Source organism: Elusimicrobiota bacterium, from assembly GCA_041660925.1.
Classification (GTDB): domain Bacteria; phylum Elusimicrobiota; class Elusimicrobia; order UBA1565; family UBA1565; genus JBAZUV01.
In genome coordinates, this window is record JBAZVI010000002.1 from 284,165 (window position 1) to 298,424 (window position 14,260).

Here is a 14,260-nt window from a genome sequence, read left to right on the forward strand (position 1 = left end):
ATATATATACACCAAGGGGCCTTCGATGAATCCAGCCGCCCAGCCGTCGCCGATCATGAGCATGCTCCCCATCCTCGCCATCTTCGCCATCTTCTACTTCCTCATCATCCGGCCCCAGCAGAAGCAGGTCAAAGAGCACCAGAAGATGCTCGACGCGCTCCAGCGCGGCGACCGCGTCGTCACCGGCGGCGGCATCTTCGGCACCGTGCGCGGCCTGCGCGGCCTCGAGGTCGAGGTCGAGATCGCCGACAAGGTCGTCGTGACCGTCGCCCGCTCGACGATCACCAAGGTCGTCCGCCCCGAGAACGCCGCCGTCGAAGCCAAGGCCTCCTGAGCGGGGCCCCAACGGAGCCAACATGAGCAAACTCCAATTGAAGTGGGCCGGCGTCCTGGCCCTCGTCGTACTCTCGTGCGCCGCGCTCTACCCCAGCTTCGACTGGTACTCGAAGACGCCGCAGGAGCGCGACCGCCTCGAGGCGGGCCGTCTGCGCCCGCGCTGGCTCCTGAACCTCGGTCTCGACCTGCGCGGCGGGACGCACCTCCTCATGGAGCTCGACGTCACGAAGCTCCCCCAGGACGCGGACATCAAGGACGCGCTCGACCGCGCCATCGAGATCATCCGCAACCGCGTCGACCAGTTCGGCGTGGCCGAGCCCCTCATCGCCCGCCAGGGCGAGCGCTGGATCGTCGTCCAGCTCCCCGGCATCACGAACACCCGCAGCGCCAAGGAGATCATCGGCAAGACCGCGCTGCTCGAGTTCCGCATGGAGGACGATACGGACAAGGGCCGCGACGCGCGCACGAAGATCGCCGAGCTCGGCGACCCCTTCACGCACGCCGACGACGGCACCGCGACCATCACTCCCGCGGCGGCGAAGCTCGTGCCCGCCGGCGACGCCCTCTTCCCGGGCAAGGAGAACAGCTTCCACCTCCTCAAGGCCACCGCCCCCGTCACGGGAGCCATGCTCGAGTCCGCGCGCGTCGAGACCGGCCAGAACGGCATCCCGATCGTCTCCTTCAAGTTCAAGCCCGATGGCGGACGGATCTTCGGCGAGCTCACCGCGGCCAACGTGGGCAAGAACATGGCCATCGTGCTCGACGGCCTCGTCTACTCGGCCCCCGTCATCAAGAGCCCGATCCGCGGCGGCAGCGGCATCATCGAGGGCAACTTCCGCATGGAGGAGGCGCGCAACCTCGCCATCGTCCTGCGCGCCGGCGCCCTGCCGGCCCCCGTCAAGGTCATCGAGGAGCGCACCGTCGGCGCGAGCGTCGGCGAGGACTCCATCCGCTCCGGCCTCTTCGCCTGCCTCATCGGCGGCGTCCTCATCGTCGGCTTCATGCTCGTCTACTACGAGCTCGCCGGCGTGTTCGCCAACTTCGCGCTCTTCCTGAACCTGCTCTTCCTGCTCGCGATGATGGCCTACTTCGGCTCGACGCTCACCCTGCCCGGCATCGCCGGCATCCTGCTCACCGCCGGCATGGCCGTGGACGCCAACGTGCTGATCTACGAGCGCATCCGCGAGGAGCTGCGCGCGGGCAAGCCCGTTCGCATCGCCGTGGACGCGGGCTACGACCGCGCCTTCTCGGCCATCCTGGACTCGAACCTGACGACGCTCATCTCGGCGGTGTTCCTGTTCCAGTTCGGCACCGGCCCCATCAAGGGCTTCGCCGTGACGCTGACCCTCGGCCTGCTCTGCAGCATGTTCACGGCCATCACGGTCACGCACATGATGTTCCACGCCTACCTGGCCAACCGCGGCGTGGACAAGCTGCACATCGGATAAGGAGCCCGACATGGAATTCTTCCACCAGCGGACCCACATCGACTTCATCGGAAACCGCTACAAGTTCTTCGCGGTCTCCGGGATCATCACGATCCTGTCCGTCGTCGTTCTCGCCGTGCGCGGCCTGAACTACGGCATCGAGTTCACCGGCGGCAACGTGACGCAGATCACCTACGAGAAGCCCGTCGCCATCCACGAGGTGCGCCTCGACGCGGAGAAGACCGCGAGCAAGGACGCGGGCATCCAGCAGTTCACCGGGACCAACACCTTCACCATCCGCATCAAGGGCGAAGGAGAGGGCTCGGCCGAGAGCGTCGACAAGTTCCTCGCGGAGCTGCAGGCGGCGCGTCCCGACAACAAGTTCCGCATCGACCAGAAGGACTACGTCGGGCCGGCGGTCGGCAAGCACCTCTTCCGGCAGGCCCTGCTGGCGATCGTGCTCTCGCTGTTGGGCATCGTGGTCTACGTGGCCTTCCGCTTCAACAACCTCGTCTGGGGCCTGGCGGGCGTGCTCTCGCTGGTCCACGACGTCCTGTTCCTGTTCGCCTTCTATTCGTTCATGCGCAGCGAGTTCAACCTGACCCTGGTGGCGGCCATCCTCACCCTGGCCGGCTACTCCATCAACGACACCATCGTCGTCTTCGACCGGATGCGCGAGAAGATGCGCATCTACCGGAAGGAGAACCTCGGGCAGGTCATCAACCAGAGCATGAACGAGACGCTCTCCCGGACCGTGATCACGGTCCTGACGGTGCTCATCGCGGTCGTGGCGCTCTACATCTTCGGCGGCCCCGTCATCCACGACTTCGCCATGGGCATGACCTGGGGCACCATCCTCGGCTGCTACTCGAGCGTCGCCATCGCGGCCCCGCTCGTCTATCAGTTCGAGGTCGGACACGGCGAGCGCGCGGCGGAGGGCTCCGCACCCGCCGCCGGCGACCTGCCGCCCGCTCCGAGCCCGTCGGAAGCGCCGAAGGGCCCCCAGAGCTCCCGCGCCGAGCGGCGGCGCAGGAACAAGTAGGGCGCCTCCGTGCGCAAGATCCGCGGGTTCCGCCTCGCGCTGCACGCGCGGGAACTGCGCCGGCGCCTGCGCCGTGCGGCGGACCTGCCGGGCCTCGGGCTCGACGACGAGTCCCTCTTCGAGAAGCACCTGAAGGGCTTCGGCGCGCGCCTGGAGCCCTCCGTGGTCTTCGAAAGCTTCGGCGCCGACAGCACGGACACCGCCGCGCTCTCCCCCCTCCCGGGCCTCGCTCACACGATCGGGCTCGTCACCCTCGGCCCGGACGCCGACGCCTACCTCGCGGAGCAGCGCGAGTCCGGCGCCCGGCACGCGAAGCTCGCCGAGTGCCTGCGCAAGGTCGCGCTCGAAGAGGGCGTGCGCTTCGTCATCGGCCTCATCGCGGAGGAGGTCGAGGACGAGCGCTGCGACCTCAGCCCCATCCACTACGTCCTCGACCCCGACGCTCTCGCCTTCCTCCTCGAGAAGCTCAGCGCCGCCAAGATCCGCGTGGAGCTCTCCTCCGGGACCCTGCGGCCGGAGTGCTCGGCGGCGTTCTGCCTGAGCTGGATCGCTCGTCCGCGCGGCCGGCGCTCAGCCAAAGCCGACCCCGCGAAGAAGAAGTGACGGGGACCCCTCCGCGGGCTCCCCTGTCGCTTTTTCTCCGTCAAGAACAAAATGTCTGACTCAGGGACTCCCTCCGGGGGCGCCGGGACGCGGACGCGGCTGTTGAGGATCCCCTGGCGCTCCGAATTCCACGGGCCCTTGCGGACGCTGGCGCCGTATCTGGCCGCCGCCTGGATCCGCCTCATCGGCCTCACCTCCCGCGTCTGCTGGCACGGACTCGAGCACGTGCGTCCTTTCGAGGAGCGCGGGGAGCCCGTCATCTACGCCTTCTGGCATCAGCGCCAGATACTCTTCGCCTGGACGCACCGGGGCCGAGGGGTCACGACGCTCGTCAGCCGCAGCCGCGACGGCGAGCTCATCGCGAAGGCCCTCTCCCTCATGCCGCTGGCGACGGTGCGGGGCTCCTCCTCGCGCGGCGCGGCCTCGGCCGCCCGGGAGCTCCTCGACCTGCTCGCCGCCGGCGTCACCGTCGCCATCACCCCCGACGGCCCGAAGGGCCCCGCGCGGAGCGTCAAGCCCGGGGTCCTCTACCTCGCGCAGAAGTCCGGCCGTTCCATCGTCCCGATCGCGAACGCGACGACCCGCCGGCGCGAGTTCACGCGCTCGTGGGACCGCTTCCTCCTGCCGCTTCCCTTCTCCCGCATCAGCGTGCGCCTGGGCGCGCCCGTCCGCGTGGCCCCCGGCGACGACCTCGCGGCCAAGGCGGCCGAGCTCGAGCGCGCGCTCGAGGAGACGACGCGGCGCTGCGAGGAGGACCTGCGATGAGACTCCTCGTCTATCAGCTCATCTATCCGTTCGTCGCGCTGCTCATCCTCCTCAAGCTCGCCTGGAGCGGCCGCGCCCGCGCGCTCGACGAGACGCGCGCGGACGTCCTCGAGCGGCTCGGCGTCGTGACGCCGCCCGAGGACGACGGCCGTCCCCTGCTCTGGGTGCACGCCGCTTCGGTCGGCGAGACGCTCTCCGCGGCGCCGCTGCTCAAGGCCCTCTCCGAGCGGCCCGAGCGCGCGCGCGTGCTCATGACCTGCTCGACGGCGACGGGGCGCGCGAAGGCGCGCGCGCTCCCCGGCGTGGACGCGGCGGCGCTGGCGCCCGCCGACTTCCTTCCCTGCGTCGCCCTCTTCCTCCTGCGCTCCCGCCCCCGGGTCCTCGTCCTCGTCGAGAGCGAGCTCTGGCCGATGACCCTCTGCGCGGCCGCCTGGTCCGGCGCTCGCATGGGCGTCGTCAACGGCCGCATCACCGCGCGCGCGCACCGGCGCTACCTCGCGCTCCGGGGGCTCTTCACCTCGCTCCTGCGGCGCTTCGAGCGGGTGGCCGCTCAGAGCGAGGCGGACGCCGCGCGCTTCCGCGCGCTCGGGGTCGCTCCCGAGGCGCTGCGCTCCTGCGGGAACATGAAATACGACGGCGCTCCCGCCTCCGAGGAGGCGCGCGCCGCGGCGGCGGGGATCTTCGCCCGGCTGGGCTGGACCGGCGCTCCGGTCTGGGTGGCCGGCAGCACGCGGCCGGGCGAGGAGAAGGTCCTCCTCGACGCCCACCGCGAGGCCGCCGGGCGCCGTCCCGCCCTGCGCCTCGTGCTCGCGCCGCGCCATCCCGAGCGCTGCGGGGAGGCGGCCGGTCTCCTGGAGGCCGCCGGGATCCCCTACGTGCGCTGGAGCGAGCTCGGCGAGGGGCCCGGAGCGGCGCCCGAGGGCGTGGGGTGCCTTCTCGTCGACCGCCTCGGCGTCCTTGGAGGGCTCTACAGCTGGGCGCTGGCCTCCTTCGTGGGCGGCACCCTCGTCCCCGTCGGGGGCCACAACCTCCTGGAACCCGCCCGCCTGGGCTCCCCGGTGCTCTTCGGTCCCCATACGGAGGGCATCCCGGAGCCGGCCGAGATGCTCGTGAAGACGGGCGGCGGCTGCGTCGTGCGCTCCTCCGGCGAGCTCGCCGCGAAGCTCGAGGAGTGGCTCGAGTCCCCCGTGCGCAGGGCGGTCGCCGGCCAGGGCGCCAAGCTCGCCGCCGAGCAGTTCTCCGGCGCCACCCAACGGACGCTCGAGCATCTCGAACCGCTTCTGTCCATCAAGCCGTAGTTCTCGAAGGATTATCGCGTGAGGTCTGGAGGTGCGAGGTATGCGCGCTACGCTCGCGCATACCTCGCACCAGCCTCACCGCCCACCCGCCCACCGCATCGGTTTGCCGGCAGCTGCTTAGGCAAATGATATAATCCGATTCTCAGAACGCGCGCGCAGGCGTTGCACGCGCGCGTTCTGAGAAACGCCGAATGAGCCATCGAATACTGGTGCTGCGGCTGTCCTCCCTGGGCGACGTCGTCCTCACCGCCCCTGTATACCGGAATCTGAAGGCCCATTGGCCCGAATGCCGCATCTCGGTGATGGTGAAGCCCCCCTTCGCCGCCGCGCTCGCGCGCAACCCCTTCGTCGACGAGGTCCTTCCCTACCGCGGGCATGCCCAGGCCCTCGCCCTGGTCCGCGCGAAGGGCTTCACGCATCTCCTCGACCTGCACGTCAATTCCCGCACCTTCTGGCTGCGCCGGCTGGCCGGGATCCCGAACGTGGCCGTCTACCGCAAGGACGCCCTGGCCCGCCGACTCTTCGTCTACCTCGGGCTCCCTTCCCCCTCGCTCGAGCGCCATACCCTCGACCGCTACCTCGAGGCCCTCTCGGCCTGGGGCGTCCCCATCCGCAGCCGCGAGCTCTCGCTGGGCGACTACGGGAGCGCCGGAGCGCAGGCCCCCTCGGAGGGCAAGCGGGTCCTGCTGGCCCAGACCTCGTTCCTCGGGGACGCTCTCCTCACGGTGCCCCTCGCGCGGCGCATCAAGGAGACCCTGCCCGGCTGCCGGCTGACGGTGCTGACCCGCCCGCAGACCGCCGCCCTCTTCCGCCGCTCCCCCTTCGTCGACGAGGTCCTCGAGGACGACAAGCGCGGCCGCGAGCGCGGCCTCGCGGGCCTCTGGCGGCTCTCGCGGCGACTGCGCGGGGGCTACGACGTGGCGCTCTCCGCGCACCGCTCGCTGCGCACCGCGGTCCTTCTCTGGCTCGCGCGCGTCCCCCTGCGCATCGGCTTCTCGTCGAGCGCCGGGGCCTTCTTCTACCACCGCACCGTCTACTTCCCGTGGGGGATGCCCGACCTCGAGCGGAACCTCGCGCTTCTGCTCCCCCTGAAGCCCGATCTGCGCGGGGCCGAGGAGGATTCCCTCTACCTGAGCGCGGCCCGCGCGGCCGACGGCGCCGGCGAGGCGGTCTCGCGCCGCCTGGCCGAAGCCGGTGTCGCTCCCGGCGAGCGCCTGGCGGGGCTCCACCCGGGTTCCGCCTGGCCGACGAAGCGCTGGCCGGCCCGCCGCTTCGCCCGCCTCGCCGAGCGCCTGCGCCGGGAGCTCGGTCTGCGCGTCGTGCTCGTCGGCGGCCCCGAGGACACCGCGCTCTCCCGCTCCGTCGCCGCGGAGGCCGGCGAGGGCCTCCTCGACTGGACCGGCCGCACGACGCTCCCCGAGCTCATCGAGCTGGCCGGCCGCTTCTCCCTCTTCGTCACCAACGACTCCGGACCCATGCACGTCGCCGCCGCGCGGGGAGTGCCCACGCTTGCGATCTTCGGGCCGACGACGCGCGAGCTGGGCTTCTTCCCGTACGGCCGCGGACACCGGGTCGTCGAGAAGGACCTCGCCTGCCGGCCCTGCGGCCTGCACGGCTCCCGGAGCTGTCCTCAGGGGCACTTCCTCTGCATGCGCCTCATCACGACCGACGAGGTCTTCGACGCGGCCCGCGCCATGTTGGCGGGGAGTCCCGGCAAAGTGGAGGTCCGCGTTCCGTGAGGCTCCTCCACCTCGTCGACGAGCCCTACGACAGCGGCTTGACCGCCTACGCGCTCGCGGCGGCCGCGGGCCTCGCCCGGCGAGGGCACGACGGCTGTGTCGCCGGCCTCGCCGGCCGCCCGCCGCTGGAGGAGGCCGCTCGTCTGGGCCTGCGGACGCTCCCGCTGGGAAACCCCTGCTTCTCTCTTCCCCGCCTGCGCTCGCGGCTGAAGACGGAGGGCGTCGACATCGTCCTCGCCCACACGGGCTCGGCGCACTCCCTGGCCGCCGCCGCGACGCTGGGCCTGAAGACGCGGATCGTCCGGGTCCGCGGCGACGCGCGGCCCGTGAAGCGCCACCCGGCGGCGCGCTGGCTCTGGCGGCGCACCGCCGGCTTCATCGCCGCCAACCGAGGCATCCTCGAGGACGCCCGCGGCCTCTGCGCCGGGCGGCCCGCGGCCGTCGTCTACCAGGGCATCGAGGACCCCGGCGCTCCTCCCCCTTTCCCGTCGGGGTCCCGGGTCGTCGGCATCCTCGGCCGCCTCGACCCCGTCAAAGGGCATGCCGTCTTCCTGCGCGCCGCCGCGCGCCTGACGGAGGCGCTCCCGGAAGCCCGCTTCCTCGTCGCGGGCCGGGAGGAGAACGTGAAGGTCGCGGAGCTGCGCCGCCTCATCCGGGAGCTGGGCCTCGAGGAGCGGGTCTCGCTGCTCGGCCATGTCCCGGAGGTCCGCGAGTTCATGCGGCGCTGCAGCGTCGGCGTCGTCGCCTCCCTCGGCTCCGAGGCCGTCTCCCGCGCCGCGCTCGAGTGGCTCTCCTGCGGCCGGCCGGTGGCCGCCAGCGCCGTGGGCTGCCTCCCGGAGACCCTCGAGGGCTGCGCGGGCGGCGTCCTCGTCGCGCCGGGGGACCCGGACGCGCTCTGCGGGGCTCTGCGGAGCCTGCTCGAGGGCGGTGCGCTCGCGGCGGCCGGTTCGGCCGCGCGGCGCCGCTACGAGGAACGCTTCACGCTCGGACGCTTCCTCGACGGAACGGAAGCCCTTCTGAAGGAGGCGCTGCTTTGAACTTCACCCTCTTCCACATCGACGGCGAACGGGGCTTCCGCGGCGGAGAGCGCCAGCTCCTCTACCTCGCCTGCCGCATGCGCGAGCTCGGGCACCGCAACGTGGTCGTCTGCCGGCGCGACGGAGCTCTCGACCGCGAGGCGGAGCGGCGCGGGCTCGAGCGGTTGCACCTGCCCTTCCTCTTCGAGTGGGACCCCGTCTCCGCGTGGCTCCTGCGCCGCCGCGCGCTCGCCGCGCCCTCCCCGCTCCTCCACGCGCACACCGCGCACGCCGCCTCCATCGCCTGGCTGGCCGCGCTCGGGACGCCGCTCCCACGGGTCGCGCACCGGCGCGTCGATTTCCGCATGAGCGACGGGCTCAGCCGCAGGATGAAGTACGACTCGGCCGGAGCCGTCGTCGCCGTCTCCGAGGGCGTGCGCGAGGTCCTCGTCGCCGACGGTCTGGACCCCGCGCGCGTGCGCGTCGTCCATGACTCCCTGCCGGTCGGCCCCGAGGAGGCCCGCGCGGCGCTGGCCGACGAACCCCTCGCCCCGCCGACCCCCGACGAGCGCGCCGCCCTGAGGGCGTCGCTCTCCGCCGAGTGGGGCGTACCGACGGACGCGCTCTGGGTCGTCAACGCGGCGGCGCTGGTCCCGCACAAGGACCACGACACCCTCCTGCGCGCGGCGGCCATCGTCGTCAAGGAGCGCCCCGACGCGCGCTTCATCGTCCTCGGGGAAGGCCCGCTGCGCCGCGCCCTCGAGGCGCTTTCCTCCTCGCTGGGACTCGGCGCCTCCCTGCGCCTCGTCGGCTTCCGGCGCGACGCCGTGCGCTGTCTGAAGGCCTGCGACCTCTTCGTCCTCTCCTCCTGGGGCGAGGGGATGGGCTCGGTCCTGCTGGAGGCCATGGCCTGCGGCCTGCCGGTCGCCGCGACCTCCGCCGGCGGGATCCCCGAAGTCGTGCGCGACCGCGCGACCGGCCTTCTCGCGCCGCCGCGCAACCCGCGCCGCCTGGCGGAAGCCATCCTCGAGTCGTTCTCGGACGGGGAGGCGACCGCGCGCCGGGCCGAGGCGGCCCTGGCGTCCGTGCGGGACTTCTCGATCGCCGCGTCCTCCGAGCGCATGTCCGAGGTCTACCGCGAGGCCGCGGGGGCCCGCCCGTGAAGCGCCTCAGCGCGGTGCTCATCACGAAGGACGAGGCCCGCGACCTGCCGGCCTGCCTGGAGAGTCTCCGCGCGCTCGCGCCCGAGATCGTCGTCGTCGACGGCGGCTCCGCCGACGGGACCGTGGAGCTCGCGCGCCGCGCCGGGGCGAGGGTCGAGCATCGGGATTTCGACGCCTATGCCGCGCAGAAGCAGGCGGCCTTGGACCTGGCGACGGGGGACTGGGTCCTCTCCATCGACGCCGACGAACGCCTCTCCCCCGAGCTCGCCGCGGAGGTCCGCGCCGTGCTCGAGGCGGACGGTCCGGCCGACGGCTACGAGCTCCCCTATGAGGTCCGCTTCCTGGGCCGCCGCCTGCGCTTCGGCGGGCTCGGGAGCGAGCGCCACCTGCGCCTCTTCCGGCGCGGACGGGGACGCTTCGTCGGGGGAGCCCTCCACGAGGGCATCGCGCTCGACGGGACGGCGCGGCGGCTGCGCGGCCGGGTGATCCACCTCCCCTACCGCGACGTCGACGAGTACCTCGACAAGCTCGCCCGCTACACCACTTTCGCGGCCCGCAAGCGCTTCGAGCGCGGCGTGCGCGCGACGCCGCTGCACCACCTCCTGCCCTTCTGGGAGCTCTTCGCCCGGCTCATCCTCCGCGGCGGGATCCTCGACGGGAGAGCGGGCGTCGTCTGGGCCGGCCTCTCCGCTTTCCACACCTGGCTGAAATATGTGAAACTCCGCGAGATGCAGTCGGAGGAGCGATGATCGAGACCGCCTTCCCCCTCGCCGCCGCCGCCGTCGCGACCGCCGCCTCGGTGCGCTGGAACTGGTGGCGCCCGCTGGCCAAGGGCCTTCCGGTGCTCATGTACCACAAGATCGGCGACCCGCCCGCCGGCTCGCGTCTCGGCAAGCTCTGGGTCGGCGCCGAGGAGTTCCGCTGGCAGATGGAGTGGCTCAAGCGCCGCGGCTACACGACGCTCCTCTTCTCCCAGATGCACGACGTCCTCACCGGGAAGGCCCCGTCACCTGAGAAGCCGGCGCTCGTGACCTTCGACGACGGCTACGCGAGCAACTACGAGATCGCCTACCCGATCCTGCGCGAGCTCGGGCTCAAGGGCAACATCTTCCTCGTCCACGACACCCTCGACCACCACAACGCCTGGCACGACCCGGCGAGCGAGCCCTGGGTGCGGATGATGCGCTGGGAGCACGTGCGCGAGATGCTCGACACCGGCGTCATGGATTTCGGCTCCCACACGATGGGACATCCGAACCTCCCGAAGATCCCGCTCGAGGAGGTCCGCTGGCAGCTGCGCGAGTCGAAGAAGCGTCTCGAGGAGCGCCTGGACCGGCCCTTCCACTTCTTCGCCTATCCCTACGGGGCGGGCGCGTACGTCCCGGAGGTCCGCCAGGCGGCGCTCGAGGCCGGCTACCTCTACGACTTCAGCGTGCGCCAGGGCGTCTCCCCGTGGCCCTGGAAGGCGGAGATGGGCCCCATCCCGCGCCTCTTCATCCGCGGCGACCGCGGGCGCTTCGACTTCCATTTGAGCGTCACGCGGGGGAAGGCCCACTTCTAGATGGAGCCCTCCCCGGCGCCCGGCCGCATCCTCGTCCTGATGCTCCGCCGCATCGGCGACGTGCTGCTGACGACGCCGGCCGTGCGCGCGCTGCGCCGCGCCTTTCCCGAAGCCCGCATCGACTTCGCCGTCGAGGCTCCGGCCGACCAGGTCCTGCGCGGCAACCCGGACCTGAGCGCGGTGCTCGTCTGCGAGCGCTCTCCGCTGGGCCTCCTGCGCGCCGCCGCCCGCGTCCGTGCGGCACGCTACGACTGGACCGTGGACTTCATGGGCACGCCGCGTTCGGCGATGCTGAGCTTCGCGAGCGGAGCCGCCCTCCGGGCGGGACCCGCCCAGGTCTCCCACCGCTGGGCCTACAACCGGCGCCTGACGCAGTCCTCCGAGGCCTGCTACAGCGCGCTCGAGAAGGTCCGCGTGCTCCGCCAGCTCGGGCTCTCGCCCGACGAGACGGACCTCCTGCCGCGCCTGAGTCCCCCGCCCGCCTCCCGCCTCTGGGCGCAGGAGCTCCTCCGGAGCCTCTTCCCCGGCGCGGGCCCGGTCGTCGCCCTCGTGCCCGGCTCGCGCAAGCCGACGCGGCGCTGGCCCGCGCGGCACTACGCGGAGCTCGGACGCCTCCTGCGCGAGCGCTGCGGCGCCCGCGTCCTCGTCTGCTGGGGCCCGGGCGAGCGGGACCTCGCCGAGGAGGTCGCCGCGGGGATCGGCCCCGACGCCGCGCTTCATCCGCCGGTCTCCGACCTGCTCGACCTCGCGGCCATCCTTTCGCTCTGCCGGGCCGTCGTCACGAACTGCAGCGGCCCGCGGCACATCGCGACCGCCTGCGGGACCCCGACGCTGACGGTGCACGCCTCGAGCGACCCCGCCTGCTGGAATCCGCCGGACCGCTCCCGCTTCCCGGTCGTGCGGCGCTCGGAGCTCGGCTGCATCGGCTGCCGGCTCAACGACTGCCCGAAGGCCCTCGAGTGCCTCGAGGCCCTGGCGCCCGCGCGGGTCTTCGAGGCGGCCGAGAAACTGATGTCCCTGGAGGCGAAATGCGGCTGAACCTCTGGCGCTCCCGTCTGCGCGAATCCTCCTCCGGCTGCGCCCTCCTCCTCGTCCTCTCCTGGCTCTACGAGGCGGCCGTGCGCCTGCGCTCTCTGGCCTACGCCGTCGGCCTCCTCCCCGTGCGCCGCCTCCCCGTGCGCACCGTCTGCATCGGGAACCTGACCGCGGGCGGGACCGGCAAGACCACCGCCGTGCTCTGCGCGGTCGACGCCTGCCGCGCGCGCCAGATGAAGGTGGCCGTCCTCAGCCGGGGCTACGGGCGGCGCCGGCGCTCCAACGAGGTCGTCGTCCTCCTCGACACGAACGCGGTCTCCTGGGAGGATACGGGAGACGAGCCCTGGATGATGCACCGGATGCTCGAGGGCCTCGACGTCCCCGTCCTCATCTCCTCCGACCGCCTGAAGGCGGGACGCACCGCCGTGAAGTTCTACGCGCCGCAGCTCCTCCTCCTCGACGACGGGTTCCAGCACCTGCGCCTGCGCCGCGACGCGGACATCGTCCTCGTCAGCGCGCTCGACCCCTTCGGCGGCGGCGCCCTGCTGCCCCGCGGAGACCTGCGCGAGCCCCTCTCGGGGCTCAAGCGGGCCTCCCTCGCGCTCCTCACCCACGCCGACCGCGTCCCGGAGGAGCAGCTTGCGGAGATCGAGAAGACCCTGCGCCGCGCCCACCCGCGCCTGCGCATCGCGCGCGCCGCGCACCGCTCCGACTACCTGCTCGACCTCCGGCGAAACGAGCGCCATCGTCCCGCGCATCTCAAGGGGAAGCGGGTCGCCTGCTTCTCGGCCCTCGGCGACCCGCGCCCCTTCGAGGACGAACTGCGCTCGCTCGGGGCGCACCTCGAGCAGGTCTGGCGTTTCCCCGACCACCATCCGTTCACGGCCGACGAGCTCCGCTCCATCGAGAACGTGCGCGGAGGGATCCCCGTGATCACGACCCTCAAGGACTTCCCGCGCCTGCCGGTGCAGTGGCGCGAGCTCCTCTCCGGAGAGGTCCTCGCCCTGACGGTGCGCATGGAGATCCTCTCGGGGAAGGAGGACTGGGAACACGCCCTCTTCGATGCCCGCCGATCCTCTTGAAGTCGCGCTGTTCCTCTACGGCCTGGCCCTGCCGCTCTCCATGGCGGGGGCGAACATCGGCTGGGGCCTCGTGCTCGCGGCCCTGCTCTGGAAGGCCCGGGGCGGCTGGCGGCCCGCTCGCGCGGACCTCCGCGGCGCAATCGAGACCCCGCTCTGGCTCTTCGTGCTCGCCGCCGGGCTCTGCGCGCTCTTCGGCACGAGCCTCCTCGGGAGCCTCCACCCCCTCCGTCAGGACGCGCACAAGCTCTGGCTCTACTACCTTCTCGCCGCCGCCTTCGCCGCGGCCCGCCCCGCCCCCCTCCTCACGGGCCTCTCCCTGGGCTTCTGCGCCGCGGCCTCCTTCGGCATCGGGCAGTCCCTCGGAGGGCTCCTCATCGGCGACGGGGCCGCGCGCTCTCATGCGTTCGTGCACCCCGTCACCTTCGGGGAGCAGGCGGCCGTCGGTCTCATCGCGGGGCTCAGCGCGCTGGTCGCCCCCGCCCCCGAGACCGCGGGCGGACGCCCCCGGCGGATGCTCTGGGTCTGGACGGCGGCGCTGGGCCTCGCGCTCTTCCTGAGCAACACGCGCGGCGCGGCGCTCGGCGCGGCGGCGGGCATCGTCGCGCTCTTCCCGCACCTGCGCAGATACCGCCGCTGGAGCGTCGGCGCTCTGATCATCGCCGCGGCGGTCCTCGTCGTCATGGAGGGCGTCGCCTACTACAAGAGCCGTTCGCTCGTCGCCCAGCTCCTCGGACTGCAGACGGGCAGCACCGCGCAGATGGTCCGCGTGGACCTCTGGAAGGCCGCCGTCCGCATGGGGCTCGACCACCCCTGGACCGGGGTGGGACCGGGGCATTATCGCACCGTCTTCGGCTCCTATTTCCACGGGATCCTCGACGGAGGCGTCCGCACCTGGGGGACGGCGCACAACCTCTACCTCCATCACCTGGCCGAGCGCGGGGTCGTCGGCCTCGGCGCGCTCTTCCTGCTGGTCGGCTCCCTCTGGTACCGCGCCCTCGAGCGCGTCCGCCGCCGGCCCGACGCCCTCAACCTCTGGGCCTACGGGACGGTCACGGCCTTCGTCGTGATGAACCTCACCGAGGTCGCCCTCCAGGTGGAGCTCATATGGATGCTCGTCTGGACGGTCTGGCTGCTCGCGGAAGCCGAGCATCGCCGGTCGGAGGCCGCAGGATCATGACCTCTTCGACTTCTCG

The 14,260-nt window shown here is 72.2% G+C and carries 14 protein-coding genes; all 14 read left to right on the forward strand.

The window, feature by feature from the left end:
• Window positions 1–25 precede the first annotated feature (25 nt).
• The 14 genes from yajC to WC969_03960 all read left to right on the forward strand — a co-directional run bounded on the left by yajC (window position 26) and on the right by WC969_03960 (window position 14,244).
• Complete coding sequence (gene yajC / locus WC969_03895; GenBank protein ID MFA6028979.1) at window positions 26–334, forward strand: preprotein translocase subunit YajC; 309 nt, start codon at window positions 26–28, stop codon at window positions 332–334.
• A gap of 22 nt (window positions 335–356) precedes the next feature.
• Window positions 357–1,784 carry a protein translocase subunit SecD gene (gene secD / locus WC969_03900; protein MFA6028980.1) on the forward strand — a complete coding sequence of 476 codons (1,428 nt, stop codon included), beginning with the start codon at window positions 357–359 and terminating at the stop codon, window positions 1,782–1,784.
• A gap of 10 nt (window positions 1,785–1,794) precedes the next feature.
• Window positions 1,795–2,805, forward strand: coding sequence for a protein translocase subunit SecF (gene secF, locus WC969_03905; protein MFA6028981.1), 1,011 nt, complete (start codon window positions 1,795–1,797; stop codon window positions 2,803–2,805).
• A gap of 9 nt (window positions 2,806–2,814) precedes the next feature.
• Window positions 2,815–3,408: a hypothetical protein gene (locus WC969_03910; GenBank protein ID MFA6028982.1), complete on the forward strand. Its 594-nt coding sequence runs from the start codon at window positions 2,815–2,817 to the stop codon at window positions 3,406–3,408.
• 102 nt (window positions 3,409–3,510) lie between these two features.
• Window positions 3,511–4,173, forward strand: coding sequence for a lysophospholipid acyltransferase family protein (locus WC969_03915; GenBank protein MFA6028983.1), 663 nt, complete (start codon window positions 3,511–3,513; stop codon window positions 4,171–4,173).
• A complete protein-coding gene (locus WC969_03920; protein MFA6028984.1) occupies window positions 4,170–5,471 on the forward strand; it encodes a 3-deoxy-D-manno-octulosonic acid transferase in 1,302 nt (433 codons plus the stop codon). Before WC969_03915 ends, WC969_03920 begins: the two co-directional genes overlap by 4 nt.
• Window positions 5,472–5,662: 191 nt before the next feature.
• Window positions 5,663–7,210: a lipopolysaccharide heptosyltransferase II gene (gene waaF, locus WC969_03925; protein MFA6028985.1), complete on the forward strand. Its 1,548-nt coding sequence runs from the start codon at window positions 5,663–5,665 to the stop codon at window positions 7,208–7,210.
• Complete coding sequence (locus tag WC969_03930; GenBank protein MFA6028986.1) at window positions 7,207–8,247, forward strand: glycosyltransferase; 1,041 nt, start codon at window positions 7,207–7,209, stop codon at window positions 8,245–8,247. Before waaF ends, WC969_03930 begins: the two co-directional genes overlap by 4 nt.
• On the forward strand, window positions 8,244–9,389 hold the full coding sequence (locus WC969_03935) for a glycosyltransferase (protein ID MFA6028987.1): 1,146 nt from the start codon (window positions 8,244–8,246) through the stop codon (window positions 9,387–9,389). Before WC969_03930 ends, WC969_03935 begins: the two co-directional genes overlap by 4 nt.
• Window positions 9,386–10,138: a glycosyltransferase family 2 protein gene (locus tag WC969_03940; protein ID MFA6028988.1), complete on the forward strand. Its 753-nt coding sequence runs from the start codon at window positions 9,386–9,388 to the stop codon at window positions 10,136–10,138. Before WC969_03935 ends, WC969_03940 begins: the two co-directional genes overlap by 4 nt.
• Window positions 10,135–10,950 (forward strand): polysaccharide deacetylase family protein, encoded by an 816-nt coding sequence (locus tag WC969_03945; GenBank protein ID MFA6028989.1) that lies wholly within the window; start codon window positions 10,135–10,137, stop codon window positions 10,948–10,950. Before WC969_03940 ends, WC969_03945 begins: the two co-directional genes overlap by 4 nt.
• The gene (locus tag WC969_03950; protein ID MFA6028990.1) at window positions 10,951–11,988 is read left to right on the forward strand and encodes a glycosyltransferase family 9 protein; all 1,038 of its coding nucleotides are present in this window, start codon (window positions 10,951–10,953) and stop codon (window positions 11,986–11,988) included.
• Window positions 11,979–13,067, forward strand: a complete 1,089-nt coding sequence (lpxK, locus tag WC969_03955) for a tetraacyldisaccharide 4'-kinase (protein MFA6028991.1) — start codon at window positions 11,979–11,981, stop codon at window positions 13,065–13,067. The genes WC969_03950 and lpxK overlap by 10 nt, the downstream gene beginning before the upstream one ends.
• Window positions 13,048–14,244: an O-antigen ligase family protein gene (locus WC969_03960; GenBank protein ID MFA6028992.1), complete on the forward strand. Its 1,197-nt coding sequence runs from the start codon at window positions 13,048–13,050 to the stop codon at window positions 14,242–14,244. The genes lpxK and WC969_03960 overlap by 20 nt, the downstream gene beginning before the upstream one ends.
• The last annotated feature ends 16 nt before the right edge of the window (window positions 14,245–14,260 follow it).

Bases quoted from the DNA above. Each gene is read 5' to 3' on its own strand.
- yajC (MFA6028979.1), top strand. From the start codon at position 26: ATGAATCCAGCCGCCCAGCCGTCGCCGATCATGAGCATGCTCCCCATC.
- secD (MFA6028980.1), top strand. From the start codon at position 357: ATGAGCAAACTCCAATTGAAGTGGGCCGGCGTCCTGGCCCTCGTCGTA.
- secF (MFA6028981.1), top strand. From the start codon at position 1,795: ATGGAATTCTTCCACCAGCGGACCCACATCGACTTCATCGGAAACCGC.
- WC969_03920 (MFA6028984.1), top strand. From the start codon at position 4,170: ATGAGACTCCTCGTCTATCAGCTCATCTATCCGTTCGTCGCGCTGCTC.
- waaF (MFA6028985.1), top strand. From the start codon at position 5,663: ATGAGCCATCGAATACTGGTGCTGCGGCTGTCCTCCCTGGGCGACGTC.
- WC969_03945 (MFA6028989.1), top strand. From the start codon at position 10,135: ATGATCGAGACCGCCTTCCCCCTCGCCGCCGCCGCCGTCGCGACCGCC.
- WC969_03950 (MFA6028990.1), top strand. From the start codon at position 10,951: ATGGAGCCCTCCCCGGCGCCCGGCCGCATCCTCGTCCTGATGCTCCGC.
- lpxK (MFA6028991.1), top strand. From the start codon at position 11,979: ATGCGGCTGAACCTCTGGCGCTCCCGTCTGCGCGAATCCTCCTCCGGC.
- WC969_03960 (MFA6028992.1), top strand. From the start codon at position 13,048: ATGCCCGCCGATCCTCTTGAAGTCGCGCTGTTCCTCTACGGCCTGGCC.